The 26,628-nt window shown below is 48.4% G+C and carries 26 protein-coding genes; 11 read left to right on the top strand and 15 right to left on the bottom strand.

All coding sequences use genetic code 11. The features are described from left to right. Nucleotides 1-38: 38 nt before the first annotated feature. On the bottom strand, nt 39-2,195 hold the full coding sequence (locus tag L9G74_RS09145; RefSeq protein ID WP_238896007.1) for a M3 family metallopeptidase: 2,157 nt from the start codon (nt 2,193-2,195) through the stop codon (nt 39-41). 238 nt (nt 2,196-2,433) lie between these two features. Then, nucleotides 2,434-4,305 carry a methyl-accepting chemotaxis protein gene (locus tag L9G74_RS09140; RefSeq protein WP_238896006.1) on the bottom strand — a complete coding sequence of 624 codons (1,872 nt, stop codon included), beginning with the start codon at nt 4,303-4,305 and terminating at the stop codon, nt 2,434-2,436. A 446-nt stretch (nt 4,306-4,751) separates the two neighbouring features. Here L9G74_RS09140 and L9G74_RS09135 point away from each other — a divergent pair, with 446 nt between their 5' ends. Continuing rightward, nucleotides 4,752-6,407: a DUF8614 domain-containing protein gene (locus L9G74_RS09135; protein WP_238896005.1), complete on the top strand. Its 1,656-nt coding sequence runs from the start codon at nt 4,752-4,754 to the stop codon at nt 6,405-6,407. A 122-nt stretch (nt 6,408-6,529) separates the two neighbouring features. On the opposite strand, the gene L9G74_RS09130 is transcribed toward L9G74_RS09135, so the two are convergent. The 3 genes from L9G74_RS09130 to L9G74_RS09120 form a co-directional block, all read right to left on the bottom strand. Next, nucleotides 6,530-7,006, bottom strand: coding sequence for an EVE domain-containing protein (locus tag L9G74_RS09130; protein ID WP_238896004.1), 477 nt, complete (start codon nt 7,004-7,006; stop codon nt 6,530-6,532). Between the two features lie 575 nt (nt 7,007-7,581). Continuing rightward, a complete protein-coding gene (locus tag L9G74_RS09125) occupies nt 7,582-7,917 on the bottom strand; it encodes a hypothetical protein (RefSeq protein ID WP_238896003.1) in 336 nt (111 codons plus the stop codon). A 471-nt stretch (nt 7,918-8,388) separates the two neighbouring features. Next, complete coding sequence (locus tag L9G74_RS09120; protein ID WP_238896002.1) at nt 8,389-8,802, bottom strand: YccF domain-containing protein; 414 nt, start codon at nt 8,800-8,802, stop codon at nt 8,389-8,391. Nucleotides 8,803-9,134: 332 nt separating this feature from the next. Here L9G74_RS09120 and L9G74_RS09115 point away from each other — a divergent pair, with 332 nt between their 5' ends. Then, the gene (locus tag L9G74_RS09115; protein ID WP_238896001.1) at nt 9,135-10,049 is read left to right on the top strand and encodes a pyridoxal-phosphate dependent enzyme; all 915 of its coding nucleotides are present in this window, start codon (nt 9,135-9,137) and stop codon (nt 10,047-10,049) included. Here L9G74_RS09115 and L9G74_RS09110 read toward each other — a convergent pair. The 5 genes from L9G74_RS09110 to L9G74_RS09090 form a co-directional block, all read right to left on the bottom strand. Further along, complete coding sequence (locus L9G74_RS09110; RefSeq protein WP_238896000.1) at nt 10,039-10,314, bottom strand: hypothetical protein; 276 nt, start codon at nt 10,312-10,314, stop codon at nt 10,039-10,041. The two genes, L9G74_RS09115 and L9G74_RS09110, sit on opposite strands and share 11 nt — an antisense overlap. 177 nt (nt 10,315-10,491) lie before the next feature. After that, nucleotides 10,492-10,665, bottom strand: coding sequence for a hypothetical protein (locus L9G74_RS09105; RefSeq protein ID WP_238895999.1), 174 nt, complete (start codon nt 10,663-10,665; stop codon nt 10,492-10,494). A 223-nt stretch (nt 10,666-10,888) separates the two neighbouring features. After that, nucleotides 10,889-11,542 carry a ChrR family anti-sigma-E factor gene (locus L9G74_RS09100; RefSeq protein ID WP_238895998.1) on the bottom strand — a complete coding sequence of 218 codons (654 nt, stop codon included), beginning with the start codon at nt 11,540-11,542 and terminating at the stop codon, nt 10,889-10,891. Next, the gene (locus L9G74_RS09095; protein ID WP_238895997.1) at nt 11,535-12,143 is read right to left on the bottom strand and encodes a sigma-70 family RNA polymerase sigma factor; all 609 of its coding nucleotides are present in this window, start codon (nt 12,141-12,143) and stop codon (nt 11,535-11,537) included. The genes L9G74_RS09100 and L9G74_RS09095 overlap by 8 nt, the downstream gene beginning before the upstream one ends. A gap of 93 nt (nt 12,144-12,236) precedes the next feature. Next, entirely contained in the window at nt 12,237-12,779 is a 543-nt protein-coding gene (locus L9G74_RS09090; RefSeq protein WP_275297334.1) for an LON peptidase substrate-binding domain-containing protein, read from the bottom strand. 153 nt (nt 12,780-12,932) lie between these two features. On the opposite strand from L9G74_RS09090, the gene L9G74_RS09085 reads away from it, so the two are divergent. Further along, entirely contained in the window at nt 12,933-13,547 is a 615-nt protein-coding gene (locus tag L9G74_RS09085; protein ID WP_238895995.1) for a class I SAM-dependent methyltransferase, read from the top strand. A 91-nt stretch (nt 13,548-13,638) separates the two neighbouring features. On the opposite strand, the gene L9G74_RS09080 is transcribed toward L9G74_RS09085, so the two are convergent. Beyond that, on the bottom strand, nt 13,639-14,208 hold the full coding sequence (locus L9G74_RS09080; RefSeq protein ID WP_326521510.1) for a lipocalin family protein: 570 nt from the start codon (nt 14,206-14,208) through the stop codon (nt 13,639-13,641). 152 nt (nt 14,209-14,360) lie between these two features. Between L9G74_RS09080 and L9G74_RS09075 the strand changes: the two genes are divergently transcribed. Further along, nucleotides 14,361-15,305 carry a chemotaxis protein CheV gene (locus tag L9G74_RS09075; protein ID WP_238895994.1) on the top strand — a complete coding sequence of 315 codons (945 nt, stop codon included), beginning with the start codon at nt 14,361-14,363 and terminating at the stop codon, nt 15,303-15,305. A 14-nt stretch (nt 15,306-15,319) separates the two neighbouring features. Here L9G74_RS09075 and L9G74_RS09070 read toward each other — a convergent pair whose 3' ends face one another. Continuing rightward, complete coding sequence (locus L9G74_RS09070; RefSeq protein ID WP_238895993.1) at nt 15,320-15,961, bottom strand: hypothetical protein; 642 nt, start codon at nt 15,959-15,961, stop codon at nt 15,320-15,322. A 9-nt stretch (nt 15,962-15,970) separates the two neighbouring features. After that, complete coding sequence (locus L9G74_RS09065; RefSeq protein ID WP_238895992.1) at nt 15,971-16,330, bottom strand: DUF2750 domain-containing protein; 360 nt, start codon at nt 16,328-16,330, stop codon at nt 15,971-15,973. Between the two features lie 208 nt (nt 16,331-16,538). Between L9G74_RS09065 and L9G74_RS09060 the strand changes: the two genes are divergently transcribed. The 4 genes from L9G74_RS09060 to L9G74_RS09045 all read left to right on the top strand — a co-directional run bounded on the left by L9G74_RS09060 (nt 16,539) and on the right by L9G74_RS09045 (nt 19,656). Then, nucleotides 16,539-17,744: a lytic murein transglycosylase gene (locus L9G74_RS09060; protein WP_275297350.1), complete on the top strand. Its 1,206-nt coding sequence runs from the start codon at nt 16,539-16,541 to the stop codon at nt 17,742-17,744. 75 nt (nt 17,745-17,819) lie between these two features. After that, complete coding sequence (locus tag L9G74_RS09055; protein WP_238895990.1) at nt 17,820-18,692, top strand: WYL domain-containing protein; 873 nt, start codon at nt 17,820-17,822, stop codon at nt 18,690-18,692. 161 nt (nt 18,693-18,853) lie between these two features. Further along, on the top strand, nt 18,854-19,336 hold the full coding sequence (locus L9G74_RS09050) for an FKBP-type peptidyl-prolyl cis-trans isomerase (protein WP_238895989.1): 483 nt from the start codon (nt 18,854-18,856) through the stop codon (nt 19,334-19,336). A gap of 77 nt (nt 19,337-19,413) precedes the next feature. Then, complete coding sequence (locus L9G74_RS09045) at nt 19,414-19,656, top strand: DUF3389 family protein (protein WP_238895988.1); 243 nt, start codon at nt 19,414-19,416, stop codon at nt 19,654-19,656. Between the two features lie 4 nt (nt 19,657-19,660). Here the strand turns inward: L9G74_RS09045 and L9G74_RS09040 are convergent, their stop codons facing one another. Continuing rightward, complete coding sequence (locus L9G74_RS09040) at nt 19,661-20,668, bottom strand: glutathione S-transferase family protein (protein ID WP_238895987.1); 1,008 nt, start codon at nt 20,666-20,668, stop codon at nt 19,661-19,663. A gap of 330 nt (nt 20,669-20,998) precedes the next feature. Here L9G74_RS09040 and L9G74_RS09035 point away from each other — a divergent pair, with 330 nt between their 5' ends. Then, a complete protein-coding gene (locus L9G74_RS09035) occupies nt 20,999-21,451 on the top strand; it encodes an Hsp20 family protein (protein WP_238895986.1) in 453 nt (150 codons plus the stop codon). An 82-nt stretch (nt 21,452-21,533) separates the two neighbouring features. Then, entirely contained in the window at nt 21,534-22,385 is an 852-nt protein-coding gene (tehB, locus tag L9G74_RS09030) for an SAM-dependent methyltransferase TehB (protein ID WP_238895985.1), read from the top strand. A gap of 89 nt (nt 22,386-22,474) precedes the next feature. On the opposite strand, the gene cysK is transcribed toward tehB, so the two are convergent. Next, nucleotides 22,475-23,443: a cysteine synthase A gene (gene cysK / locus L9G74_RS09025; protein WP_238895984.1), complete on the bottom strand. Its 969-nt coding sequence runs from the start codon at nt 23,441-23,443 to the stop codon at nt 22,475-22,477. 595 nt (nt 23,444-24,038) lie between these two features. On the opposite strand from cysK, the gene L9G74_RS09020 reads away from it, so the two are divergent. Continuing rightward, nucleotides 24,039-26,612 (top strand): EAL domain-containing protein, encoded by a 2,574-nt coding sequence (locus L9G74_RS09020; RefSeq protein ID WP_238895983.1) that lies wholly within the window; start codon nt 24,039-24,041, stop codon nt 26,610-26,612. The last annotated feature ends 16 nt before the right edge of the window (nt 26,613-26,628 follow it).

Here is a 26,628-nt window from a genome sequence, read left to right as displayed (position 1 = left end):
CGAACAATTGCGCAGCGTTCGCTATCTTCCAAGAACCTCTACAACAAACCGCGGCTTTTCAGCAGGGGTTGAATGTCGGCGTCTTTACCGCGGAAATCACGGTACATCTGCATGGGATCGCGGCTACCGCCTTTGGAGAGCAACTTGTCGCGGAACGCATCGGCGGTGGCTTTATCAAAAATGCCATGTTCTTTAAAGGCTTCAAACGCATCGGCACCGAGAATATCTGCCCAAATATAGGAGTAGTAACCCGCCGAGTAGCCACTAGAGAAGATGTGGCCGAAGTAAGTACTGCGATAACGTGGTGGGATCTCGTCAATCAAGCCCATTTTTTCCAACGAGGCTTGTTCAAACTCAGCGGCATCACGCAACTTAGTGTCGGTCAGGCTATGCCAATCCAAATCCAACTTAGTTGCCGCCAAATATTCCACCGTATTAAAGCCTTGGTTGAATTTGCCTGCCGCCAGCGCTTTATCAATTAACGCTTGGGGGATCACTTCGCCCGTGTCAACGTGATGAGCAAACTGCGCCAATACTTCAGGCTCGGTCATCCAGTTCTCATTCACTTGTGATGGAAACTCGACATAATCGGTCGGCACCGCGGTGCCAGCTTGTGAGGTGTATTGCACGTTCGACAGCATGTGATGCAGTGCGTGACCAAACTCGTGGAACACGGTGCTCGCTTCATCAAAGGTCAGCAATACCGGTTTGCCATCTATCGGCGCCGCTAAGTTCAGCACATTGACCACGATGGGCGGTACGCGCTTACCATCTTTCATCTGTTGTTTGCGATAAGGGCTTGCCCAAGCGCCGCTGCGTTTGTTGTCTCGCACGTAGTAATCGCCCATAAAGATGCCTAACACGCTGCCATCCTTATCGTGCACCTCGTAGGTACGCACGTCAGGGTGATATTTGGGCAAGTCATCACGCTCAACAAAGGTTAAACCGTACAGACGATTTGCGGTGTAAAACATGCCTTTGATGGTGTTATCCAGCGAGAAATATGGCTTGGTTTGTTGCTCGTCAAAATCGTATTTTTCGGTGCGAATTTTGTTGGCGTAATAGCGCCAATCCCACGCTTTTAACTTGAACGGATGGTCTGTGTTATCAATCAGTTGCTGCATCTGTGCCCGTTCATCTTTGGCTTTGGCTAAGGCAGCAGGCCATAACTTATCTAACAGCGCGTAGACGTTTTCGGGCTTCTTAGCGGTACGCTCTTCCATGACATAATCGGCATGGCTACGGTAGCCAAGCAGTTGGGCGCGCTCGACGCGCAGCGAGGCGATTTTTGCCAGCAGTTTTTTGTTGTCGTGTTCATCGTCATGATCGGCTTGGGTGGTGTAGGCCTGATACATCTGTTGTCGCAGTTCGCGATTGTTGGCGTAGGTCATAAACGGAATGTATGACGGCTTTTGAATGGTGAATACCCACTTACCCGCTAAGCCTTTGTTTCGCGCCGTGGCCGCTGCGGCGGCAATCACATCAGCAGGCAAACCGGCAAGATCGTCTTGGTTATCAATCACCAGTTTGAATTTGTTGGTATCGGCCAGAATGTTTTCACGAAAAGCCAATCCCAATTTACTGATGTCACTGTTAATACTGCGCAGCTTGGTTTTATCGGCTTGGCTGAGGTTGGCACCGCCACGGCTAAAGCTTAAGTAGGTGTCTTCCAACAAACGCAGTTTGGCTTCATCAAGCTGTAGCTTATCGCGTTGGTCATAGACTGCTTTAACCCGTTTAAACAGCTTTTCATTCAAGTAGATATCATCGCGGGCGCTGGAAAGAATAGGCGCTAACTCTTTGGATAAAGCGGTGATTTCTGGTGTGGGATTGGCGGAGCGTTGGCCGTAAAACACGCTTGACACGTTTTGCAGCAGCGGTGCGGCATTTTCCATCGCTAAAATGGTGTTGTAAAACGATGCGGGCGCGGGATTTTCAATAATCGCGTTGATGTTTAGCCGACGTTCCTCAATACCACGCAAAAATGCCGGTTTGTAGTCGCTGGCTTGAATGCGGCCAAAGTCAGGGATTTCAAGATAGGTGCCCCAAGGATGATAAAACGGATTGACACGGACGAGCCCTGAGCTTTCGGCAACCATGCCTTGTTTGGCATCGGCGGCATGACTTGATACCACGGTGGCACATCCGAGTGCCAGAACCATGCTGGTGGCGAAAAGAGTATGGCTGACTTTCATTCGTTCCTCGTTTTGATAGCGCATTTGCTGCACATACTTAACATGGCGGCGTTGCCGCTGACGAGCATTGCCGTGTTTAAGTTGTAACAAGGTTTTTTACTTTGGCGGAGTTTTGCGGGGCTGGTGGTGAGGGTTTGCTGCTACGGTGTACTTTACCGCTGGGGGCCGTTGGCGTTAATCGCAGACAAAAAAGCGGTTGTGGCGAAAACCACACCCGCTTGTTAATTTAGATAATCTGTTACACGCGGAAACCGGATACCGCTTTTTGCATTTCACGGCTCAAGCCCGCCAACTCTTGGCTAGATTGTGCTGTTTGAATGTTTGCTGCGGCGGTTTGTTCGGTGTCTTCACGGACATGCATGATGTTGCGATTGATCTCTTCAGCAACGCTGGCCTGTTCTTCTGCGGCGGTAGCAATCTGTTGCTCCATGTCGCGAATTTCACCGGTCAAGTTGGTGATGTTGGCTAACGCGCCGCCAACGCTTTCAATCAGCTCTACCAGTTTGTTGGTGGTCGCTTCACTGTTATTGACTTGTTTAGCGGCGGCACCCGCTTCTTGTTGCAGGCGCACAATCAACTGCTCAATCTCAGTGGTGGACTCTTGCGTGCGTTGGGCAAGGTTACGCACCTCGTCAGCAACTACCGCAAAGCCACGACCTGACTCACCAGCACGCGCGGCTTCAATGGCTGCGTTAAGTGCCAACAGGTTGGTTTGCTCGGCCACATTTTTAATCACATCCATGATGCTACCAATGTGGTTTGAGCTTTCTACTACCGCGCTCATTGAGGCAGAAGACTGCAACATCTCTTTGCTTAAGCCTTGCACCTGCGCCACGGTATCGACAACCACTTGGTTCGCTTTGGCGGTTTCACTGTCGGCACGGCGTACCGCATCTACTGCGTATTCCGTGTTACGGGCCACTTCAGCGACTGTCAATGTCATTTGATGCATGGCAGTTGCCACTTGCTCAGTATCTTGTTTCTGACGATTTGAACTGGTGCTGGTCTGCTCGGTAACCGCAGACAGATCAGTGGCCGATGATGACACTTGATGTGCACTGTGCTGAATCTTGCTCACCACCTCACGCAGGTTATCACGCATGGTGTCCATGGCATCCAGCAGTTGACCAAATTCATCTTTACGTGCGCTGATGCGCGTTTTGGTGAGATCGCCTGAGCTAATGCGTTTCGCCAGTTCTAACGATTCATTTAACGGGCCAATCAAGCGGGTGGTGATCATCGTCGTTGCCATGATGCCGATAATGACGGAAATCACCAAGGCGCTAACCACGGAGATATACACCCGCTCGGTCACTTGATCACGGCGAGCTTGTAACTCTGCCGCCAGTTGAGTGCCGACATCTAACAGACGCTGTGCTTGACCACTTAAGGTCTCTTGGTCGTCTTTAAGCACGTCGCGAATATCATGCACATCGGTGACTTTTTCCAAGTAATCTTCAAATGCATCATGTTCGTCTTCCAACGCGGCAATATGGTCTTCATTGGTTAACATGCCATGCAGTTGGTCGTAACTGGTGTTGTACTGATCTACGGCATCATCCACGCTTTGTTGTGATACGCTAATCACTGCCATCGACGCCAGTAAATAACGCGCTTGGTAGAAATCGCGAGCTACGGTCAGATTGGCTTCCCGTACCTCTGCTGCTTCATTGGCAAGCTGTGTATTGAGGTTGTGCACGGCTTGATTAGCACGTTGCACATCTTTGACGAGGGCGGCTTCAGTTTTTTGCTTCTCTTGCACGCCATCGCGTACATCACCAAACAGCAACTTGTAGTCTTCAATCATTTTCAGATTTTCAACCATCATGTTGCTGAGTGCTTCATCGTTGATACTGTCTTTAGTTTCGCTGATCATGCCGACCGCTGTATCTAAGCGGGCGAGGGCTTTGTCAGCATATTTGAAGTCATAACTGCTGACGAACTCTCTACCAGCCCCATCAGCTTCGGTAATCATCTGACTGAATTTGGACACAGTTTCTTGTTGGCGACCATGAGCCTCAATGGTTGAAATGGCCCACATTGCAATACCGCCAACAAGCAAGGTCAACACCAGCACAGCGCCAAAACCTAGACCAAGTTTGTATTTCATTGCTAAATCGCGTAGCACGTTAGCCTCCCTGAAAGTTCCACGCCGAAACTCAAAATGATGTTGTGTTGTTGAAATTTTTGTAACCGTAGCAGCATATTTGATCTTGTAGGTGATCGGAACGCGCTATTTGGGTTAAGTGGCTATTATGCCAGTTGAACGTCCAAAAAAACGCCGTAATTTACAATTGCATACAAGTATTATCATTTTTAACCTGCTGTTGATGCTGATATGTATAAAATTCAATCAAACATTGTGTTGTGGGTTGGTATCGTTTATAGAGCGGGTCATTAAAGTTGTTTAATCAGCTCGCCTGTTGCTGGACAGTGAGCGGTGGCTTCTCAATAATGGGGCGCGCGATGTCGCCCTCGGCTACATCATTCAAATTATAAGAACACAGTACATGACTGTGGCGAGTGCCTTAAGGTACCGCTGTTAAGGAAGCCACTATGAAAAAATCGCTCATTTCTCTGGCGCTAGCAGGAATGCTGGCGCTGCCGAGTGCTATGACACTTGCTGAGCCCACCACGGAAAACTACAACCTGCAACTGCAGCGCGACAAGATCGTGCCGGTCACTATGCCTGTGAAAACGGAATTTTTAACGGCGGAAGAAAAGCAGGTCGTTAATAAACTGATTCAAGCCGCCAAGCTGATGAGTGACATTTACCTGTGTCAGGTGAATGAAAATAACCCACAAATTCGACAGCAAATTGCCGCCTCTGATGCGCCGAATAAAGCCTTGTTGCTCAATATGTTTGATGAGCACTTTGGCCCGTGGGATAGCTTAGCTGCAGGTCGTCCTTTTTTTGGTGAGCAACATAATCCCGCGGGTGCTGGTTTTTATCCGCAAGATATCACCAAAAAAGAGTTCAACGACTGGATTGCCAAACACCCGCAAGATAAAGCGGCGTTTACTAGCCTGTATACCGTAATCCGTCGCGACGGTAACAAACTAGTCGCCATTCCTTACTCCAAGTACTACGCACAATGGTTAGAACCTGCGGCCAAACTGCTAGAAGATGCGGCGCAGATCACCAGCAATCCGAGCCTGAAAAAATTCTTAGTGCTGCGGGCACATGCGTTCCGTACCGATGACTACTTCACTTCAGAAATCGCTTGGATGGACTTGAAAGATACCCCGATAGAAGTGGCAATTGGCCCGTACGAAAACTACACCGACGGCTTGTTTGGTTATAAGACCGCGTTCGAAGCATTTGTGACCATCAAAGATCCTGACGCTTCCGCCAAGCTCGATCGCTTTAAAAAATATCTGCGTGATATGGAAGCTAATCTGCCTGTGGATGACAGCTACAAAAACTTTAAACGTGGCTTTGAATCACCAATCGCCGTAGCCGACCAAATTCAGGGCGGCGGTGATAACGTGCCCGGCGTACAAACCATTGCGTTTAACCTGCCAAATGATGAAAAAGTACGTGAAGCCAAAGGCGCAAAGAAAGTGCTGCTGAACAACGTGATGGCGGCTAAGTTCGAGCGCATCATGAAACCTATGGCGCAACATATTTTGATCCCAGAGCAAGCGAAACTGCTTGATCAGCAATACTTTGGTTATGAAACGCTGTTCCATGAACTGTCGCACTCTTTAGGCCCTGGCTCGATTGTGAAAGACGGTAAACAAACCACCGTTGCCGCCCAGTTGCAGGAGTTGTACTCAGGTATCGAAGAAGGCAAAGCGGATGTGATGGGGGCGTATAACATTCTGTTCCTGATGCAGAAGGGCGAACTTCCCGTGGCCGAGAAAAACAACTTGCTGGCGACATATGCCGCAGGTTTATTCCGCTCGATGCGCTTTGGCGTGCATGAAGCGCACGGTATCGGTGCCGCATTCCAATATAGCTACTATGTCGATAAAGGCGCGTTAAACCGCCAAGCCGACGGCCTATACAAAATCGATTTCGCTAAGCTCGAACAAGCGATCACCGACTTAGTGCACGACGTTGTCGTAGTTCAAGGTGATGGTAACTATGATGAAGCCAAAGCCTTCTTAGCAAAATATGGGCATATCGATGACGGCGTGCGCGCGGTTAACGCTAGCCTAGGCGACGTGCCGGTGGATATTCAGCCAATCTACCCAGATAAAATTTGATAGATGTGCCGCCGTTGTTAATCCATGGCGGCGAATTGTTTTCTCACAGTAAAAAAGCGGCGTCACTCGATGGAGCACGCCGCTTTTTATTAATTAAAACCAATGTTCGTTATCAGGCTAGCCTATGCTGGCTGCTGTTTGGCACCGAGTGCCACAATTCTTTGCCACTCGTCGTCGGCGACGGGTTGAATACTCAGACGATTACCTTTTGCGACTAAATACATCTGTTGCAACTGTGGATCTTGCTTAATAAACCGCAGTGACACTGGCTGGGCGAATTTACTCAGAAAGCCGATATCGACACCGAACCAGCGTGGCTTATGCAGATCTGATTTCGCATCAAAATAGGGGGACTGTGGATCAAATGCCGTGTTATCTACTTGCGCTGTGCTCTTGATGACGGCGGTACCTACCACAGCGGGAACCGCACAACTGGAGTGATAAAACAGTATCTGATCACCGGGTTGCAGTTCATCACGGATGAAATTACGTGCTTGATAATTGCGAATTCCAAACCAAAAACTGGTTTGATTAGCGCTGGTGGCTAGATCGTCAATCGAAAAGTCATCAGGCTCGGATTTGAACAGCCAATATTTCACTAGATACCTCTATTGGGGGCTAACGAAGCGCGAAATAAGTGTCGAACGTTGCACGGCACACTCGTTTCCACGATGAGGTGTAGTTTGCCGTGAATGATGAATCCTTTGCAATAACAGTAAGCCAATAGCTAAAGTGGGCCGCTGCTCTCCGTCTGCGTTAGTCAATGTCGATATGCGGCTGTAGCGCAGCAGTTGCGAACACTGCTAGCGCTTAGCGAATGTGCCTCGCGTGGATTGGAAACGTAGAAGGGACGGGCTTTCACGTACAAGCAAATGGCTCGACGTGTCGCTCTGTGTGTCTAGAGCACTCAGCTTTACTGGCCGCACTTCGTTGATAACTGGTTTATTTGGTACACGAATAAAACATGAAAGGTCAACCGTTTCGACCGCGTTGAGTTGCCACGTTGAATTAGTGAGGTTATGGCGTTAAGTATCATTTATGTAATTATATTACAAAATGAAGGCGTAAAAATGAAAGTTATTACAAGAGGCGAGGAAAGTCGAAAAGCGAAGGTATCTATATGAAACAAATGAAAAAGGCTCCATAAAGGAGCCTTTTCATGTGTCAGCATTGCTTATTTGCCACAAGTGTCGCTAGCAACGTTTACTTTAGCGACTAAATAACCAGCTTGGTTAAAGTAGTTGTAAGTAACGCCTTTCGCCAGCGCTTCTGGAGCCAAGTTAGCGCATGCGCTAGCAGTGGTGTTTTCAGTCAGTTCTTTCTGTTTAACGCTAGTAGTGATGAAGTATTCAACACCTTTTGGGGTATACTGAGCGCGAGTTAGAACGCCTGTGTCCAGAGTTAATGGGAGTTGCAGAGACTCAATGTTAGATTGCAGGGAATCAGCAACAACACTTGCTGAACCCAGAGCTGCTAACATGGCGATGCTCGCTACAGTTAATTTTTTCATGGTTTCTTCCCTCGATAATTGTATTATTTTGAATTCTGGTCCACGACCTGTTGTGTTTGGTCGTTTCTGAAAGTTAATTACATAATAAACTTGTTTTTGACCTATGTGGTATGACCAGTTGGCTTATTAGACCTTTTTCTAGTGGAAAAGCTGTAAGTTATTGAAAATATTTTGATTAAAATTTGATCGATTTTTTGGTGTGAGTGAGCTTGAGCGGGATTATTGGTTTAATGTGAATCTTGTCACGCTTGAATAGGCTGAAATTCTCTTACATTTTAGCTAGTTAGTTTAGGATGTGATGAATAAAGCGTGGATGAGGTATATCAGCTATACCTCTTTCATTAAGAAAATCAGTAAGAAAAATAGCGGCTGTCGGCCTTTGGCGTTTGATTTTTGTCCAAGTTAAACGCGTTATGAACGAGGCGCGGCCAGCGCAGCTTAGTCAACTAAGCCGGTTGGCCGCAGCAAAGGTCAGTAGGCGCGGCTGTTCACGATAGTTTTACCAATGGGCATCAGGCTGAGTAATGCGAGTTTGATGTGCTGAATGCCAAATGGAATCCCTATAATAGTGACAAAACAACCGACGGCATGTACCAAGTGACCGATAGCCAGCCAGATACCGAATAATAAGAACCACACAATATTGCCTAACAGTCCCAGCGGCCCAGTGCCGATATCTTCACGGCCATAGAGCTGATCGCGGCTGATGTGTTCTTGACCAAAGGGCCAAAAAGCAAGTTCACCGATCACGAAGCAGGCGCGGCCAAACGGAATACCAACAATACTGATAAAGCAGAGCAGGCCGACGAACCACCACGCCAGTCCCATCACTAACCCACCAAGTAAAAACCACGCAATATTAAAAATTAGCCGTAAGACGGACATCTGTTGCTCCAACATTATGAATATTTGGCCTTAGCTATGCGGAATCTATGCCAAACTTAAAAGCCAATATTTATTAATGGGTTATGATGATGTTGGGTGGTCGGTTGAACTGTAATTAGCGTATCTCGCTAATAATTGGGAAATTTCACTGACCTTGAACAAGGCTGTCAGCTGTATACCGTGGAGCACGGTCACCGTGACAATGTTTAAAGCCGCGGGGCTGCTATGCATTGCGTGGATGTATTGCCGCACAGCTTGCGCTGGGCGCGACTTGTTAGCACCGTACCAAGCTAGGTACAATCGCAGCTCTTTTTATTACTGCGTGTTGAACCATGAAGTTGTCGCATACGCCTGTTGAGTATCATCTGATTGATAATGTGCCGCTATTTATTAAGCGGGATGATTTGCTGCATCCGGCGTTTTCAGGCAACAAAGCGCGTAAGTTTGCTTACTATTTGCAGCAGCCATTTTGCCATATTAAGCGTGTGCTTGGTCATGGTTCCGTACAAGCTAACTCGTTGTACTCGCTGGCATCGTTGGCGCAGCTGCGCGGATGGCAGCTCGATTATTACGTTAATCATATTCCGCAGAGTTTGCGTGAACAGCCGTTGGGTAACTACGCCGCGGCGTTGGCTGCCGGTGCCAATATCATTGCGACTGATGGTCAAAGTGGCGAGCAGTTGGAACCTATGCTGGCGCAATTAGCGGCGCAGGAAGATGATTGCTTATTTATTCCCGAAGGAGGGCGCACCGCTGAAGCGGAGTTTGGCGTGCGGCTGTTGGCTGAAGAGATCGCCCAGTGGTGGCATGAGCAGCAATTAACGGAATTAGTGGTGTTTTTGCCAGCGGGGACCGGCACCACCGCACTGTTTCTACAAAAGTCATTTAAATCCATGCTGCTACCAATCAAGGTGATGACCTGTGCAGTGGTGGGCGGTGATGATTATCTGCGTAAACAGTTTGTGCAACTGTGCGGCGATATTACTTGTCATCCCACAATTGTTACGCCCGTTAAACGTTATCACTTTGGCAAATGTTACCGTGAGTTTTTGCTGGCGTGGCAGCAATTGAATCGTGCAGGCATTGAGTTTGAGTTGCTTTATGATCCGCTAGGATGGATCTGTCTCAAGTCCGTAGCAGCAGAGATTAACCAGCCGATTATGTATGTGCATCAAGGTGGGGTGTTGGGAAATGAGAGCATGTTGCCACGTTATCGTCGCAAATATCCGGAACTGTTCACGCAGTAATTAAACCGTTTTTGCAGAATAGTCGATGCGTCCGCCGCGCCAATTTCTCTAGCTGTTTTAAGTCGGCAAAACCCGGGGTGATATCTGGCACCGCCGAACGCCAATAACTGAGTTCGCTATCAAGCATCTCTAGCATCTTTTTAGGGCAGCCACAGCATTTTCCTAGGCATATTGCCGCCTCAGCAATATTGAGCGGGATCTGTTGCTCAATGGTGCTGATAAGTTGTTGCATGGCTTGTTGAGTATTGGGTTTACGTTGTGTCATGGAGTTTATCTACGGCAAACAACAATCTCGGGTTTTGCCTATTTGGTCAGGCTTGCTCCCGTGAGGGAATTCTGCCTGAACCAAATTAGGATGCCCGATTGCTGCTTATGCTAGTCCAATCTGTAGGGTGTTCGGTACGATGGTAACGGTTAGAAGTACCGAATGGGCAAGTAGGTTTTACTTGTTAGCACTTACCAGCCACTTCATAAAACTCAGGGCTTCGGTGCGTTGAGAGAAGGTTTGTAATTTTTTGCCTTTTTTGTCAGTAAAGGCGATTGAGTTTTTATTGATAGAAATTGAATCTACAGGGAAGTTCACTGTAATTTCATGTCCGTTATTTTTGTATGACATGAGCCACACTCCTTTTGTTATCGCGCTGTTCGGCGCACTTATTTTTAACTATAAGATATCCTTAGTTTTTCATGCTAAAGAAGCTTTTGGGTGAAAAGAAGCTAACACATCCATTTATTACATGCAAGCTCTACATGAGTAACTTGTGTATAAGCTGTACGCAATTGCTCCTTAGCGAAGTATAGAACAACATAACTTTATGACATTGTTATTAATGTCTTATTTAATAGAGTGATTGCCCAAAAAGATTCAGCACTTGGCTCAGCCCTTTGGTGAAGTGCAGCGGTGCGTCGACCACTGTTAGACACAGACAACCTTCGTCACTTTGCGGCGAATGCTGATGCTGTCCGTTGCGTAAGATGATGTCACCTTGCTGGTAGTGACCATCTTCGTCAGCAAAGCTTCCAGCTAGCACTAAGGTAAATTCCTGTCCTTGATGAGTATGATGGGGGATCTGGCCGCCAGCCGCCATGTGTAACAGACTCATTCTGACACCGTCCGTTTGCTCTAACTCAAAGCGCATACGGCTGATAGGACCAAAACGCTGCCATGGTTGCAATTTGGCGTGTTGCAGGGCGTTGGGTAAACGGTAGTTGTGGTTATTAATACACACATAACGGCTGGTTTGCGCCACTTCAGCCGCCGCTGTGGGTAACTCGGTAATATTGTGGCAAAGCTCTGCAAACATAGTGGTGCTCGCTGGTGTGGCAGGCTCGGCAAATATTGCAAAGGCTAACTCACTTTCGGCATCGCGCCGCAATTGCTGGCACTGGTCGCACAGTTCACAGTGGGCACTAATGGCGCTCGATAGTGCGGTAGAGAGTTCACCTGCCGCATGGGCCGCAATTAAGGTTGATGAAGGATGGTGCTTAATCATGGTGCTTTTCCATAAAACTGCGGAGTTTGGCTAAGGCAAGGCGCAAGCGCGATTTCACAGTGCCTTCTGGCAGGCCTAACTCTTGGGCGAGCTGTTGATGCGTGAGTTCTCTAAGGTAGATGCCTTGGACAACTTGCTGTTGTTGCGATGATAAATTGCCGAGATATTTCATCATCTGCTTAATCTGTTCGTTGTTCGACAGCTGATCGCTGACCGCTTCTCGACTATCGATTAACGGCCAGATGTCGTCACCTAAGCAGTCTTCACGGTTATGTTGCACCTTACGCAGCATATCGAAACATTGGTTACGCATGACGGTGAATACCCAAGTGATCACCTGGCCTTTATCGGCATGATACAGATGGGCTTTGGTCCACACTGAGGTCATCGTTTCCTGCAACAAATCACGCGCTAAACCGTGTGAACGCAACCGTTGCTGACCGTAGGCCAGAATTTTGGGCGCAAACCAATCAAACAGCTCTGCAAAAGCGGCCTTATCTTGGTTGCTTGCCACTCGCTGCAAGAGTTGATTCAACCATTGCTGTTGCTGTGGTTCCACGTGGTTGTTACTCGTCATACTGTGGCCAGTGCGAATGCTCATGAAATAAGGTTAGTTCCTAGTTGGTTGGGTGACAGTATTTCAGCCAGACTTTCGCGTCAGTGTTCGAGTATACGTGGCGAAGTATATTATCGATCACTGCAATAGCTGTTTTAACAGTTCTTGGGTCATATGGGCATCGTTTTGACACATTAATTGCTGCTTGGCGTGCAGGTTGATGGGCAGTATTTCTAACCAGCGTTGACAGACCCACGTCATACTCTGACAAGAGGCGTTATCTTGATAGGCTTCAGGCAATAGCGGTGTTAGTAACTCAGCCAACTGATGCTCGCTCCGCGTATGGATAGCATGCTCAGGCCAAGAGGGCAGTAGTTCGACGTTGCCGCGTTTAAGACCATCATGTTCGACCGTGAAACTGGTTAACCGGAATCGCTGCTGCCCTTTGATGAGGATCCCGAGTAAACCATCATCACGATGTTTGAAGTCGACAATCCTCGCGATACAGCCAACATCAAACAGCTGCTGGCTATTTGAGTCATAAGGTGACACACCAAAACCAATGTCATTTTGGCTGGCTTCGACAACTAAGCGTTTGTAGCGGGGTTCAAAAATACGCAGTTCTGCCAATCCTTCCGGCATTAAACAAATAGGTAAGGGGAATAACGGGATTGTCAGCATCGCAGGGCTTGAAACCAGATAAGTAGATCATGGCAATGAGTACGAAAATGCCGCTTAGCTAGATCACTTAGGTTGCAATTATGCCATTTAGTCGTCATCGTTTTACCCTATGCTGATATAGCGTAAGCCATAAAAATCGTCGCAGGAGTCGTTATGAAGCTGAATAAATTGGAACGCATGGTAGTCAAGCATCCACTGAGACATTGGGTGCAACGCTCGGTGGAGCAACCGCTGTTGTTGCGATTATTTGAGCACAATATTCCGGTGATACAGAACGCGTTGGAAATCGGTTGTGGCTTTGGGCAAGGAATACAATTAATCCGTAATGGCTTTGGTGCTGCACGAATTACCGCCGTGGACCTTGATGAAGAGATGCTGAGTTACACTGCGCAGCGCTATGCTGACAGCCCTTGGTTACAAGTGGTGCAGGCTGATGCTACACGGCTACCATTTAGTGATGCGACGTTCGATCTGGTGTGTGATTTTGCCGTGTTTCACCATATTCCTGATTGGCAAGCGGCCATTGCGGAAGTATTTCGTGTGCTGAAACCCGGTGGCTCCTTTGTGATTGAGGAGCTATATCGCGCGGCCATTTGTAACCCCATTAGCAAACGTTTGTTTGAGCATCCACAGCAAAATCGCTTTAACCATAAAGAGTTACGTGATGGTTTGTTAGCGTGTGGTTTTACCGTAAAAAAAGCGCAACAGTTGCCGGGGCTAGCGGGCATCACTTTGGCGATTAAGCCGCACGAGCAACCGCTGGACTAACATATGAATTCGCATGGGGCGGGGCGGCAGACGATGGTGGCGGGAGACACGCCCCATCGTGTATCTGCCGTGTTTACCACGAGTTAAGCCCCTAGTGCGTCGCCGCGGTTTGCTCTACCCAGATGAGTTGCTGTGTATCCACGCCTAACGCTTTGGCTTTGGTGAGTAGTTGTTGTTTAGTGGCGTCATCTATTTGCGGTGAACGTGCCAATATCCACATGTAGTCTGTGTCGGGGCCAATGACGAGGCTAACTTGATACGGTTCGTTGGTGCTTGGTTGTTCAGGAATTATCGCGTGGATTTGATAAGCGCCATAGAACGGCCGGAAGAAGCTTACTTTTAAGCGACCAGTTTGCTCGCCATCGGTGAAATAGGCGATGCCCTCGGCACTTTTCCATGCTTTTTTCTGTGGGTCATAACCACGGTTGATGACGTTAATGGCATCACCATCCTGCTGATATTCGGCGGTAACTTGCGTAAGCCCACGTTCAAACGAATGGTCTAACCGCGCTATTTCATACCACTTGCCAAGATAGTTTTGCGCATCAAAAGGCTGCACTACTGCCACTTTTGTGTCGATAATGGTGCAACCGGTCGGCAATAAAAGGGCGGCACTCAGCAGTGCGCCACGTAGCAAAAGTGCTATATTCCTGTTCATCATGTTGATTCTCCAAGTGATTTAATACCAATTTTGCATTATGGTTAGTCGATTAGACATGAATAAATTTGCATTGGCTCAATATGTAACTCGGGCTAACGCACTATAATTAACGCAATAAAATCCCCTAAGCCGTACGAAGGAATTGAACATTTATGGCAAATCTATTGGACTCAGTTGATTTACGTACCCAACTGGTGGGCGAAAACCGCTTGGAGTTGCTGCTGTTCCGCATTAACTCGACTCAGCTTTATGCCATTAATGTTTTCAAGGTCAAAGAGGTGGTGAAAGTGCCACATCTGTCGGCGATGCCGGGGAGCCATCCTTGTATTTGCGGCGTGGCTAATATCCGCGGGACCTCGATTCCTGTCATCAATCTTCGCCAAGCCATCGGTTTTAGTCCCATGGACAGGAGCGAAGACTCCAACCTTATCATCACTGAATATAACCGCTCGGTGCAGGGATTTTTAGTCGGCAAGGTGGAACATATCGTCAATATGACATGGCAAGATATTATGCCGCCGCCACGCAATGCTGGGCGTAATCATTACGTCACGGCGATCACCCGTTTAGAGCATGAAGGCAAGCAAAGTTTAGCGTCGATTATCGACGTAGAAAAAGTGTTGGCCGAGATCATCAACTACGATATTCGCTTGTCGGAAGAGGTGCTGGATGAACAGCTAGTTCCCCATATGCCGGGGCGTAAGATCCTGATTGCTGACGATTCCTCAACGGCGCGTCGTCAGGTGAAAGATACCTTGGGCCAGTTAGGCATTGAGGTGTTGGAAACCACCGATGGTGCTGAGGCATTAAACCTGCTGAAGAGTTGGGCTGACAGCGGTAAAACGGTCACCGATGAGATTTTAATGCTGATCACCGATGCCGAAATGCCTTCAATGGATGGTTATCGATTGACCCACGAAATTCGTCAAGACAAACGCATGTCCGATCTGTTTATCACCTTGAATACTTCTCTGAGCGGCAGTTTCAACAACGCCATGGTGGAAAAGGTGGGCTGTGATAAGTTTATCTCGAAATTCCAACCAGATTTGCTGGTGCAGGTAGTACAGGAGCGTTTGCGTCAGATCGTGGGCGAGTAGTTATTGAGCGCCGTTTATAGCGGTACATCATCAATCAACTCTTGAATCACGGTGCGTTTCACTTTGGCGTTGGAGACGATATGGATCCGCGCCAAGCGCACCGCATAACCAAAGCGCGCTTTGCCCACCACGGCGACTACGCCGCTAAGAAAGTCTTTATCTAAGGCCAATTGGCGGCAGTAGTGTTCAATCGCTGCAAATACTGAACTGTATTGCACGCCATCAAACTGAAATTCGGTATCGTTGATGCTGATCGCTTGTGGAACGCCATTGACGCTAATCTGCCAACCCGCAAAGTTAATACGGTCGCGGGCGACTTCATACATAAACCAAGCGCTTTGCTGGAAACTTTGCAATATTCGGCAGGTAAAGTCGGCTTCTTCTAACTCTTCTTTGGTCCAGTTAAGGCCAATCGCTAGGTGCTTGGCATAGCGCTTCATCAGCGCATCTTTTACCGCAACACGGCATTCGGCATAAGAAGTCAGTAGTTGTTGGCGGGCGAGCAGGCGACACTCTTTACAGCAGGGGATTTCGATAGTGCGGTATTCGGCTACCGCGAAAGGGTACTCCAGTTGCTGATTGCATGGCTCGCCGCAAAACCAACAGATGTGGCGATACTCGAACGGAATATCAATCAGCACACTAGAGCGGGACAAAACGGTAAATTACTCTGCTTCGATATCAGCTAACGCTTTAGCAAATTCGATTGGCTCGAGTTCTTCACAGTTTTCATCACCTTGCCAGTCAATACCAATGGTGACGCCATCTTCATTCAGGTCTTCAACCCAGAATTCTAAGAACTCTTCAACGCTGATTGGGGTAGGAGTAAAGTCCTGCCATTCGTCGTTACATTGGGCAGCAGCCAGTTCTTGTGATGACCACAATGGCATAACGTCAGTATCTTCGTACATGGTTGAATCGCACACCACCCAACCTTCACCCGCTTCGTCTTGCAGAGCCCACAAAGTTTGGTATTCCTGCGCATTTTTGATAAAGCCGGCCAGTACCGCAGACATTTCACTCATGTTAATGATTCCTTAATAGGTTATTGCGGCCATTATACGGAATGCGGCGATGTGACCAAGTAAATCTTGCGCAGATTTTCTATCTGCTCAAAAAAACACTGATCGCTAACGTAAACACGAATTAGCAGTTAAAAATTTAACCGGCAATGTTAGGATGTGGGCCACGATGACGCTGAACTTTCACAGGAGGCTGTCAGTGTTCAAAAAGATGACGTTGGTCGTGGCCTTGTTTGCCGCGCCCACTTGGGCTTATGCCACCGAGACCGATGTGACGCAAGAGATTGCCAAGGTCACCGCGGACTTTCCTCAATGCTTGCAGTCTTTTGCCGAGCAAGCCAAATCACAAGGCGTTACCGACGCGACGCTGCGCACTCATCTCAACAATCTTAAAGTGGTTAACCGAGTGATTGAACTCGACCGCCAGCAACCGGAGTTCACCTCCACATTTGCGGGTTACTTCAACCAGCGGGTGACCGATTGGCGGGTGCAAAAAGGCCGTGAGTATTTGGCTGAGCATCGTGAGTTGCTGAATAAACTGGCACAACAGTACGGTGTGCCCGCGCAGTATCTGCTGGCGTTTTGGGGCATGGAAACCAACTTTGGTGGTTACAAAGGCAAAATGCCAGTGCTGGATTCGTTAGCTACGCTGGCGTGTGATCACCGTCGTAGCGCTTTCTTCACTAAAGAGCTTATCACGGCGTTACAGCTGAGCCAGAAATACGATTTCCCCGCAGAAAAAATGCAAGGCTCATGGGCTGGCGCGATGGGGCATACCCAATTTATGCCGAGCGCTTACGCCAGTTATGCTGTGGATGCCGACGGTGATGGTAAGGCGGATTTGTGGAACAGCACCGAAGATGCACTGGCTTCTGCTGCCAATTTTTTACAGCATTTAGGTTGGCAACGTAATCAACGTTGGGGTAGGGAAGTCCAGCTGCCACAAGGGTTTGATTTCAATTCCATTGGTCAAATTAAGTCACTCAGTGAGTGGCAAAAGCTCGGCGTAAAAGAGGCCAACGGCAGTGTGTTACCCGTGGCAGATATGACCGCCACGCTCTACTTGCCTGCGGGGCATCAGGGGCCTGCGTTTATTGGCTATGACAATTTTGAAGTGATTAAACGCTGGAACCGCTCAGACTTTTATGCCATCAGCGTCGGTCATCTAGCTGATCGGATTGTTGGTGCAGGCAAACTGGCTAAAGCGCCGCCCGAGCAGCAACGTCGCAGCCGTGAGCAGATCAAACAGCTGCAGCAAAAACTCAACGAACTGGGATTTGATGCCGGCAAGCCTGATGGCATTCTCGGCAGCAATTCGCGCCAGAGTTTACGCGCATTCCAAGCGAGTAAGGGATTGATACCAGACGGATTTCCGGATGATGATACCTTTGCTGCGCTCGGCATAGCGGGTTCTTGATAATCAAAATGATTGCGAGGTAACGGGTTTTCAGTTAACAATGAGCCTTTGTTAACACGTTAAGGAAGCCCGTTAATGTCTCGTCTGGACGAACTCAATCACGCGCAGAAGCAGCGCCTCGCCTTTATCGACTTTTGTTTACAGTATTTCGGCCAGATCAGTCGCCAAGATTTGATCACTAAATTTGCCACCGGTTTAGCGGCGGCCACACGTGACTTGGCACTGTACCGCGAGTTAGCGCCGGACAATCTCAAATTGGTGCATCCAACACGCCACTACCAACGGCAACCCCAATTTAGCGCATTGTTTGAACATGATCCGCAAGCCATTCTTAGCGGCTTAGCCCGCGGCTTCGGTGACGGGCTGTCGCAACCAATCGTGCCGAGCCAAGTGTGTATTGATGCGCAACAACTCATTCAACCTAAGCCAGATATCATCGCCGCCGTGATGCGGGCGATTCAGCAAAACGCGGCATTACAGATCAGCTATGTCTCAACTTCATCGGGTGAAAACGTGCGGGAAATTGTGCCGCACATATTGATCAACAACGGCCAGCGTTGGCACGTACGCGCCTACGATCGTACTCACAAACAGTTCACCGATTTTGTGGTGACGCGGATTAAGCAGGTCAGAAAAGAGCAGCTCGCCGTTGCACAGCATGAACAACCTGCGGCGGATACCGCGTGGCTGACGCCGATTGAATTAGTGGTGGTGCCTCATCCGAGTTTGCGGCATCCAGAAGCTATTGCGCTGGACTACGGTATGCGTGATGGTCAGTTGATTTTGCAATCTAATGCTGCACTTGCTGCCTACCTGCTACGCAGTTGGAGTGTCGATTGTTCCCAAGAGCACAAGATCAGCTCAGGTGTGTGTCAATTGGCACTGAAGAATCATGCGGTGTTAGAGCAGCTTGAACATCTTTCTATTGTGCCTGGCGCTGGGCAATAGCGCCGAGGCCTGCGCATGAGTTGAGCTGGCCGATTTTGATCGTGTCTATCTGTTTATGATTGCATATGTGGTTGCATAGTTGCTGTACTGTGCACACTCGCACCTTCGATAGAGCTTTGCTACACTAGCGCGAAATTTTTGGCTGGCTTAAAGGAACAACCATGACGATTGCTAAAGGCAAAGTGGTACAACTGACTTACACCCTGCGTGATGAACAAGGCGATGTGCTGGAAACTAACGAGGGTAGCGCACCGATTGCTTATCTGCACGGTTATAACGGTATGATGGTAGGTATTGAGAAAGCACTGGAAGGCAAAGCCGAAGGTGATAGTTTCTCAGTTACACTGCCAGCCAGTGAAACTTATGGTGAACGCCAAGCTGACGCTGAACAACGTGTATCAGTAAAACACCTGCAAGGCGCTAAAGTGTGGAAACCAGGCATGGTAGCGGTAGTGAATACTGACCAAGGCCAACGTCAAGTTACCGTACTGAAAGTGGGTAAATTTATGGTGACTGTGGATACTAACCATCCATTAGCTGGCCGCGAGTTGACCTTTGACCTGACTGTTGCTGGCGTGCGTGATGCGACTGAAGAAGAAGTCGCGCACGGTCACGCTCACGGTGCTGGTGGTCATCACCACTAAGCCACATGTGCTGAGTGACTGAAAAAGCCCGTAACTACGGGCTTTTTTGATATATAGACGACTCAAAAGGGGCAACTATGTTGCTTAATCTGACCCACGCGAAGCTCATTCTAACGCCACAACAACTGCAAGTACGTCTACAGCCGTCTGGGGCAATTCTTGAAGTATTCGCTGAAGACCTACGCCTAATCAGCACTGCCAATCTGTTAGTTGCTAATGTTGGCTCAGTGAGTTGGCAATTGCCGTTGGAAAACGATGAGCAACTACAGCAAGTGGCCGAATTTTACGGTATTGCTGTAGATGCTGTAGAAGCTTATTAACGCCTTAGCGCAAATTGTCTCGTTGATGCGGCGCATCGAAATCCAGCGCAGGGCCTTTGGGCACGACCCGCGTTGGGTTGATGCTGTCATGGCTGAAATAATAATGCTGCTTGATGTGTTCAATGTTCACCGTGCTGGCAATACCGGGCTGCTGATACAGTTCACGCACATAAGCGGCAATCGCTGGATAATCGGCGATGCGACGTAAATTAGTTTTGAAATGACCAAAGTAAACGGCATCAAAACGGATCAACGTGGTAAATAACCGCCAGTCAGCTTCGGTGATCTGGTTGTTCACTAAATAGCGCTGTTGGCTCAGATGGCGTTCAAGCTTATCCAAGGTGGTAAACACATCATCGAACGCTTGCTCGTAGGCTGCTTGTTGTGTGGCAAAGCCGGCGCGGTAAACGCCGTTGTTGATGTTGGGATAAATTAGCGCGTTCCATTCATCAATTTTGGCTCGTAGTGCTTCGGGATAATAATCGGTGTTATTGCCTGTTAGCTCATTAAACGCTGAGTTGAACATGCGAATAATATCGGCTGACTCGTTACTCACGATGGTGTGTTGCTGCTTATCCCACAACACTGGCACCGTCACGCGGCCACTATAATTGCGGTCAGCTTCCAAATAGAGTTGATACAGGAAATCTTTATCAAACAGCGGATCAGCGTTGGCGCCAGCAATATGATGAGCATTTTCCGATTGATTTGGTCCGGCAAACTCCCAGCCATTAGCTAGCATATGCGGCTCTACCACAGTGATCGGAATCAACTGCTGTAAGCCTTTCAATTCACGGAAGATCAACGTGCGGTGTGCCCAAGGGCAAGCTAATGACACGTAGAGATGATAGCGGTTAGCTTCCGCTTTAAAACCGGCGCGGCCAGTGCTGCCTGCGCTACCGTCGGCAGTGACCCAGTTTCTGAATTGGGCATTTTCCCTGACAAACTTGCCATCGGTTTTCTCGGTGTCGTACCACTGATCGACCCATTTGCCTGCTTGTAGTAATCCCATAACATCACCTCTTTGCTGTAAGAGTGAGTAGTGTATAAACGATTTAAGAACATAAAAAGCCGCTAATATGGGCTGTTGAGTTCGAATAATTAGAACTATTCAAGCGGTGGCGCACATGGGGCAGTCAAAAACTTGCGGGTTGGTTAAAAATTGCGCAATTGGTAAATATTCACTTGAAAACCATTTTAGCCACCCCATTTATTCATTGTCGGCAGTGAAGAGCGCTACGACAAACCCAAAAGACCGTGCCATTGGGCGGTCGTATTAACCACTAGGGTGCGAACTATCGGCCCGCTATTTTTAAACATATTGCTTACGAGGATATGAATTATGCGTAACTATGATTTGACCCCACTTTACCGCAGCGCCATTGGTTTTGATCGTCTGGCTCGTATGGCAGAACATGCTGCCGCCAACAATGGTAATGCTGGCTATCCCCCATATAACATTGAACTGTTAGGTGACAACCAATACCGTATCACTATGGCTGTGGCAGGTTTTGCCATGGATGAGTTGGAAATCACCAGCGAAGGGGAAAAATTGCTGGTAAAAGGCACTAAAGCTGAGCAACAACCAGAACGCCAATATCTGTATCAGGGCATTGCAGAACGCGGCTTTGAACGGACCTTCCAACTGGCGGACTATGTCACCGTTGCTGGCGCCCATTTAGAAAATGGTTTGCTTAATATCGATTTAGTGCGTGAAATTCCAGAAGCGATGAAACCTCGCAAAATTGAAATTGGTTCCGGCAAAGTGTTGGAAGCTGACAGCCAAAGCGAATAAGCTAAGCTGATTCATTCGCGTAGTACAAAGCCAGTCTTCGTGACTGGCTTTGTCGTTGTTATGCCATTCTATTGAGGTTGTTATGTCCCAAGCGTCGTTAATCAGCTATCGCACCACGCCTGTTGTTGATCATGCCCAATTAACTGAAACCCTAACGAGTATTGCCTCAACGGCACCGTCCAGTTGGTTGCTGTTTCATGTCAGTGAAGGTTCACTCGAGTTATCGCTAAATGGGCAACGGCAACAAGTGACGGCCGCTAGCAAGTTAGCACCGATTGCCGTTGCTGAATTAGCCGAGCTGACCAGTTCGGCCGATGTAAAACTGCAATTGGAGCTGTTGTGTAGCGCTGAGGACTACTATGGCTACCGACATCAATTGACCCGCACCCATTCTGAAGTGATTGCCGCTATGCCTTATTTGAATGGCGGTAAAGCACTTGATCTCGGTTGTGGTAATGGTCGCAATAGTTTGTATCTCAACCTCAAAGGTTTTGCGGTACAAGGTTATGACCGTAATAGTTTGAGCATTGCCAACGTCAAGCGCATTATTGATGCCGAGCAAATCAGCAATATCCGCGTTGATGAGCACGATCTCTCAAGCTTAGTTATCGAGGGCGATTATGATTTTATGCTCTCAACGGTGGTGATGATGTTTTTACCGCCAGCCACGGTGCCGAATTTAATTCGCCAGATGCAGCAGCACACTAAAGAGGGCGGGGTAAACCTGATCGTGTCAGCGATGGATACTGCGGACTATCCATGTAATGTTGGCTTCCCATTTTGTTTTAAAGAAAATGAGCTACTTAACTACTACGCTGGCTGGGATATTGTGAAATACAATGAACACGTTGGTGAGTTGCATAAATTGGATGAGCAGGGCAATCGTATTAAGCTGCGTTTTGCCACGCTGTTAGCGAGAAAGGTTAGCGCTTAATATCTCATGCTGTGATGATTTACGCTGAATGTCGCCCATTAAAAAACCCGCTGCGGACAGCGGGTTTTTGTCATCTGAGCGGTAATGAATTACTGCACGTTTTCCATGTCGCCGAATTGACCGACAAACAGTGGAGAAGTCAGATAACGTTCGGCGGCAGATGGCAGGATAACCACAATCTGTTTGCCTGCAAATTCTGGCAGTTCAGCGATGCGGTTTGCAGCAACAACCGCTGCACCAGAAGAGATACCCACTAAAATACCTTCTTCTTTCATCAAACGATGTGCCATCGCGATGGCGTCGTCACTGGTTACAGGTTCAACGCGGTCAATCAATTCCAGATCTAAGTTGCCAGGAATAAAGCCAGCACCAATACCTTGGATTTTGTGTGGACCAGGTTGTACTGGTTGACCCGCTAGGGTTTGGGCAATTACTGGTGATTCAGCCGGTTCAACTGCGACAGAAGTAATGGCTTTACCTTTGGTTTTCTTCAGGTAACGGCTGATACCGGTAATAGTACCGCCAGTACCTACACCCGCTACCACAACATCAACGTTACCATCGGTATCATTCCAGATTTCTGGACCGGTTGTTTTTTCGTGGATTTCAGGGTTAGCAGGATTAGCGAATTGCTGCAGAATGATGTATTTGCTTGGATCGGCTTGGCGAAGTTCTTCTGCCTTTTCGATCGCGCCTTTCATCCCTTTCGCGCCTTCGGTTAGCACTAAGTTGGCGCCGAGTGCTTTTAGCAATTTACGGCGTTCGAGGCTCATAGTGTTAGGCATGGTCAGGGTGAGTTTATAACCGCGGGCGGCTGCTACATAGGCAAGCGCAATACCGGTATTGCCAGAGGTTGGCTCAATCAGTTCCTTGTCTTTAGTGAGCAGGCCTTTCTTCTCCGCGTCCCAAATCATGTTGGCACCGATACGGCATTTAACGCTGAAGCTTGGGTTCCGGGATTCAACTTTTGCTAGCACATTGCCGTTGCTAACACGATTTAAACGGACCAGTGGTGTGTTACCAATGGTGTACGAGTTGTCATCGAAGATTTTGCTCATAGCTCAATAGCTCCTTTAATTAACTTCCTTAGGATAATGCCCAAAGCGGTGATGAGAAGTGAATGTTTGTTCTTCTATATTCGATTTGGTTATTAGATTTACATTCGTTATTTCTGAACTCGTGTGCGGCACTTTAAATTAAGTAAGGACTAATATTTTCTGTCACCTTAGGGGCTTTGGTAAGGCAAGTGATGAGGCGACAATATTAGCTAAATTTTGTGCAAAATATTAATGAATGTACGACATTTTTAGGATATTTTGGCTCGCAAACGTTAATCAAAAAATCAACAGTTGCTTGAATTTTAGTTGAGATTTTATTGTAGGGACGCTGCGAGAACGTCCTGTGCGCGCTCGGTATGGTTACCTGGCGGTGGCAAGTAAGGCATAGCACGCCGTGGATGATGAACGCTTTGCAAAAATGCAACGCGGCCGCCGCATTCATAAGCAATGTGTCGCCACCGTATGCATTGTTAGCTAATGGCATCGCTACCGCTACCGTTAGCTAACTTGAATGACTATTGCTGACTCATCCGGAATGTCGCCCAGACTTGTTCGCACCTGCCGTAGGACTGATGTGGTCGACAAGGATGGACCAATGTCACTTAGAACAAAGTTGTTGCTGACCGTATTCTCGGTGTTTGCTATTGGGTTTATTTTGATGCAGGCGTTTATGTATCAAAATATCAAACAGCAAGGAGAGCGTGAATTACTCAATACCGCGCAGCAGTTGCAGTCAGTATTGATGGCCAGCCAGAGCGTGTATCAGCAACAGTTTGTTGCTAGTGGATTGCCGATCAATCAGCAAACACTTGGCTTTTTGCCCGCGCATGCACTCAGTAAAATTGCTGCCGCAGCGGCGCAGCTAGATCGCTCAGGTTTCAGTTTAAATAACGTGGCGGCCAAACCTCGTGATAGTGACCATCAAGCTGATGCGGTAGAGCTGTCAGCCATCGAACATTTTCGCCATCATCCCGAGCAGCAAAGCAGTTTTACCGCATTTGATAATGACGCGGGGCAAGCATATTACTTGTACGCGCAGCCGATCCATGCCGAGGCCAGCTGTCTTGAATGCCACGGTGCTCAAGCCGATGCGCCCGCTGCTATTAGCGAGCAGTATGCTACCGATGATGACTATCAGCTTGGTGATGTGATGGGCATTGTCAGTATTAAACTGCCAGCCGATATGCTCAACCAGCGCATGGAAGCCTTTTTTATTAGTCAGTTAATTTGGCTCGCCATCGCTGGCACAATTCTCGCCCTGTTACTGCTGTATCTGAACCAGCGTAATGTGAGCAGGCCGCTAAATATGCTCAATGACGCCATTCGCCGCATGGAGCATGGCGTGACTGCCGATACCTTAGTGCTTGAAGATCTCCCCGGTGAATTTAAATCCATCAGCCGCGCTTTTAATCAAATGGTCGAGCACCTAAATACCAAAGATCTGGCGTTGAAGGAGAGCGAAACGCGCTATCGCACCTTGGTAACGACTGCGCAAGAAGGGGTCATTCAAACCGATCAGACTGGCCGTATCACTTTTTGGAATCATGGCGCTGAAGTGATTTTTGGTTATAAGGAACAGGAGATCCTCGGCCACTCCATCGCGACGTTAGTACCGCAAGCACAACGTGCCAAACACAACCAAGGAATGCAACGCGTATTGAGTGGTGATGATTTGCCCTTTACGCACAAGGTGGTTGAACTCACAGGACTGTGCAAAGACGGCTCGGAGCGGCGTATCGAGCTGACAATGAACAGCTGGATGATGAAGTACAAATCGGTATTTGTGGCCGTCGTGCGTGACGTTACTGAGCGCAAACAAGCCGAGGAGCAGATCCGTCAGTTGGCTTATTATGATCCGCTCACAGAGCTGCCGAATCGGCGCATGCTGATGGAGCAGTTCCGTCAAGCACTCAATGGTAGCGACCACAACGGGCAGTATGGCGCCATATTGATGGCCGACCTTGATAACTTCAAAAGCCTTAACGACACCTTTGGTCACGGCATGGGAGATAAATTGCTGGTGGAAGTGGCCAAGCGTATTCGAGCGGTGATCGGCCCTAACGATACGGTGTCGCGTCTTGGTGGCGATGAATTTATCGTCTTACTGGGTCAGCTCGGTAAAGAGCCACAGCTAGCGCAACAACGTGCGATGGATATCGCGCGGGAGATGAAACACCGGCTAGCGCGACCATACCGATTAGCCAGCGAGTTGAACGACTATAGTTGTACTGTCAGCATTGGTGGTGCGCTGTTTCAGGGCACGCAAACGTCGATTGATACTCTCATGACCCATGTTGATATGGCGCTGTACAAAGCAAAAGATACAGGACGGGATGCGATTAAGTTTTTCGATGCCAGCATTCAGCAAGCGTTGACGCAGCGCAACGTGATCGAAAGTGCCTTGAAACGCGCCGAAGCGCTGCAACAGTTTCATCTTTGCTATCAACCGCAAATGGATGCGCGCGGCAAGCTGATTGGCGCGGAAGCATTACTGCGCTGGACCAAAGAGGACGGTACATCAGTGCCGCCTTCGGTGTTTATTCCGGTAGCTGAAGATTGCGGTCTGATTGAATCCATTGGTGCTTGGGTGATCAAAGCGGCTTGTTCACAGTTGGTACAGTGGCAGATGCAGCTGTTGCCGCCTAATGTGCATATCGCCATTAACGTTAGCGCCAAACAGTTTACCCACGTTAATTTTGTGTCAGAGTTGCTGATGACCTTGTCCGTCACGGGTGCTGATCCGCATCGACTCAAAATTGAACTGACCGAGAGCGCCATTTTGCAGGATATTCGCGCAGCGCGAGAGAAAATCCTCCGCCTCAAAGCGGCGGGGATTCAGTTCTCGCTCGATGATTTCGGCACCGGCTATTCATCGCTGGCGTACTTAAAACAATTGCCGGTGGACCAGCTCAAAATCGATCAATCATTTGTGCGTGATATTCACAGCGATGAGAGTGATGCCGCCATTGTGCAGGCGATTCTGGCGATTTGTGAATCACTCAATATCGAAGCGATTGCCGAAGGGGTTGAGACTCGCGAACAGCTGCAATTTTTACTGAAACATGGTTGCCGCCGATTCCAAGGTTATCTGCTGGGGCGGCCAGTCAGTGCTGAGCAATTTGTGGAGCGCTATCTGTTGCCACGTACTAACAAAAAACGCTCACGTTAAGTGAGCGTTGTTGCTG

It is taken from the genome of Shewanella electrica, assembly GCF_022321485.1.
In the GTDB taxonomy this organism is placed as follows: Bacteria; Pseudomonadota; Gammaproteobacteria; order Enterobacterales; family Shewanellaceae; genus Shewanella; species Shewanella electrica.
The sequence above is the reverse complement of the archived record's forward strand: the minus strand, read 5'-3'. Positions and strand labels throughout refer to the sequence as shown.

What these genes read in the sequence shown, in the direction of transcription:
- L9G74_RS09145 (WP_238896007.1), bottom strand. Translation starts at nt 2,195, where the DNA reads ATGAAAGTCAGCCATACTCTTTTCGCCACCAGCATGGTTCTGGCACTC.
- L9G74_RS09140 (WP_238896006.1), bottom strand. Translation starts at nt 4,305, where the DNA reads ATGAAATACAAACTTGGTCTAGGTTTTGGCGCTGTGCTGGTGTTGACC.
- L9G74_RS09135 (WP_238896005.1), top strand. Translation starts at nt 4,752, where the DNA reads ATGAAAAAATCGCTCATTTCTCTGGCGCTAGCAGGAATGCTGGCGCTG.
- L9G74_RS09125 (WP_238896003.1), bottom strand. Translation starts at nt 7,917, where the DNA reads ATGAAAAAATTAACTGTAGCGAGCATCGCCATGTTAGCAGCTCTGGGT.
- L9G74_RS09120 (WP_238896002.1), bottom strand. Translation starts at nt 8,802, where the DNA reads ATGTCCGTCTTACGGCTAATTTTTAATATTGCGTGGTTTTTACTTGGT.
- L9G74_RS09115 (WP_238896001.1), top strand. Translation starts at nt 9,135, where the DNA reads ATGAAGTTGTCGCATACGCCTGTTGAGTATCATCTGATTGATAATGTG.
- L9G74_RS09110 (WP_238896000.1), bottom strand. Translation starts at nt 10,314, where the DNA reads ATGACACAACGTAAACCCAATACTCAACAAGCCATGCAACAACTTATC.
- L9G74_RS09105 (WP_238895999.1), bottom strand. Translation starts at nt 10,665, where the DNA reads ATGTCATACAAAAATAACGGACATGAAATTACAGTGAACTTCCCTGTA.
- L9G74_RS09100 (WP_238895998.1), bottom strand. Translation starts at nt 11,542, where the DNA reads ATGATTAAGCACCATCCTTCATCAACCTTAATTGCGGCCCATGCGGCA.
- L9G74_RS09095 (WP_238895997.1), bottom strand. Translation starts at nt 12,143, where the DNA reads ATGAGCATTCGCACTGGCCACAGTATGACGAGTAACAACCACGTGGAA.
- L9G74_RS09090 (WP_275297334.1), bottom strand. Translation starts at nt 12,779, where the DNA reads ATGCTGACAATCCCGTTATTCCCCTTACCTATTTGTTTAATGCCGGAA.
- L9G74_RS09085 (WP_238895995.1), top strand. Translation starts at nt 12,933, where the DNA reads ATGAAGCTGAATAAATTGGAACGCATGGTAGTCAAGCATCCACTGAGA.
- L9G74_RS09080 (WP_326521510.1), bottom strand. Translation starts at nt 14,208, where the DNA reads ATGATGAACAGGAATATAGCACTTTTGCTACGTGGCGCACTGCTGAGT.
- L9G74_RS09075 (WP_238895994.1), top strand. Translation starts at nt 14,361, where the DNA reads ATGGCAAATCTATTGGACTCAGTTGATTTACGTACCCAACTGGTGGGC.
- L9G74_RS09065 (WP_238895992.1), bottom strand. Translation starts at nt 16,330, where the DNA reads ATGAGTGAAATGTCTGCGGTACTGGCCGGCTTTATCAAAAATGCGCAG.
- L9G74_RS09060 (WP_275297350.1), top strand. Translation starts at nt 16,539, where the DNA reads ATGACGTTGGTCGTGGCCTTGTTTGCCGCGCCCACTTGGGCTTATGCC.
- L9G74_RS09055 (WP_238895990.1), top strand. Translation starts at nt 17,820, where the DNA reads ATGTCTCGTCTGGACGAACTCAATCACGCGCAGAAGCAGCGCCTCGCC.
- L9G74_RS09050 (WP_238895989.1), top strand. Translation starts at nt 18,854, where the DNA reads ATGACGATTGCTAAAGGCAAAGTGGTACAACTGACTTACACCCTGCGT.
- L9G74_RS09045 (WP_238895988.1), top strand. Translation starts at nt 19,414, where the DNA reads ATGTTGCTTAATCTGACCCACGCGAAGCTCATTCTAACGCCACAACAA.
- L9G74_RS09040 (WP_238895987.1), bottom strand. Translation starts at nt 20,668, where the DNA reads ATGGGATTACTACAAGCAGGCAAATGGGTCGATCAGTGGTACGACACC.
- L9G74_RS09035 (WP_238895986.1), top strand. Translation starts at nt 20,999, where the DNA reads ATGCGTAACTATGATTTGACCCCACTTTACCGCAGCGCCATTGGTTTT.
- tehB (WP_238895985.1), top strand. Translation starts at nt 21,534, where the DNA reads ATGTCCCAAGCGTCGTTAATCAGCTATCGCACCACGCCTGTTGTTGAT.
- cysK (WP_238895984.1), bottom strand. Translation starts at nt 23,443, where the DNA reads ATGAGCAAAATCTTCGATGACAACTCGTACACCATTGGTAACACACCA.
- L9G74_RS09020 (WP_238895983.1), top strand. Translation starts at nt 24,039, where the DNA reads ATGTCACTTAGAACAAAGTTGTTGCTGACCGTATTCTCGGTGTTTGCT.